Source organism: Vibrio sp. 970, from assembly GCF_033339075.1.
In genome coordinates, this window is sequence record NZ_JAWOTW010000346.1 from 1 (window position 1) to 684 (window position 684).

Here is a 684-nt window from a genome sequence, read left to right on the forward strand (position 1 = left end):
CGTCAAAACAAACGCTTAGTTATGTAGAACAAACCGCGCTTGTGCTACTGGGCATGGGCGAGGATGCAGCGGCCAAAGTGTTGCAGCATTTCACCCGCGATGAAACACAGCGTGTGACTCGCGCAATGGCGAAACTGAATGGCATAAAACGCGATTCAGCACGCGGTGTGATTCAAAACTTTTTTGAAGATTTTCGTGAGCACAGTGGCATTCGTGGTGCGTCGAAAGAGTACTTGTCGAACACCTTGCGTAAGGCGCTCGGTAACGATCTTGCTAAAGGTCTGTTGAACAACCTGTACGGTGACGAAATTCGCAACAACATGCAGCGTCTGCAATGGGTAGAGGCTGAAACGCTGGCGCGATTTATCGTCAACGAGCACCCGCAGATGCAAGCCATTTTCTTGGCTTATCTGCCAGCGGATAGCTCATCTGCCGTGCTGAAGCATCTGCCGCAAGACTACCATGATGAAATCATCTTCCGTATTGCGCAGCTGCAAGACATCGATCACCAAGTCGCGACTGATCTGCATGAACTGGTTGAACGTTGTATCGAAAAAGTGTCTGCAAGCCAAAGCGTACCGCTTTCTGGCGTTAAGCAAGCGGCAGACATCATCAACCGCTTTGAAGGCGACCGTGGTTCATTGATGGAAATGCTCAAACTGCATGATGAAGAAGTGGTTAACG

General features: G+C 49.9%; 1 protein-coding gene. It reads left to right on the top strand.

The window, feature by feature from the left end; translation table 11 throughout:
• Window positions 1-684, top strand: a 684-nt coding sequence (gene fliG, locus R7Q11_RS26570) for a flagellar motor switch protein FliG (RefSeq protein WP_225467046.1), incomplete at both ends; no start/stop codon positions are given.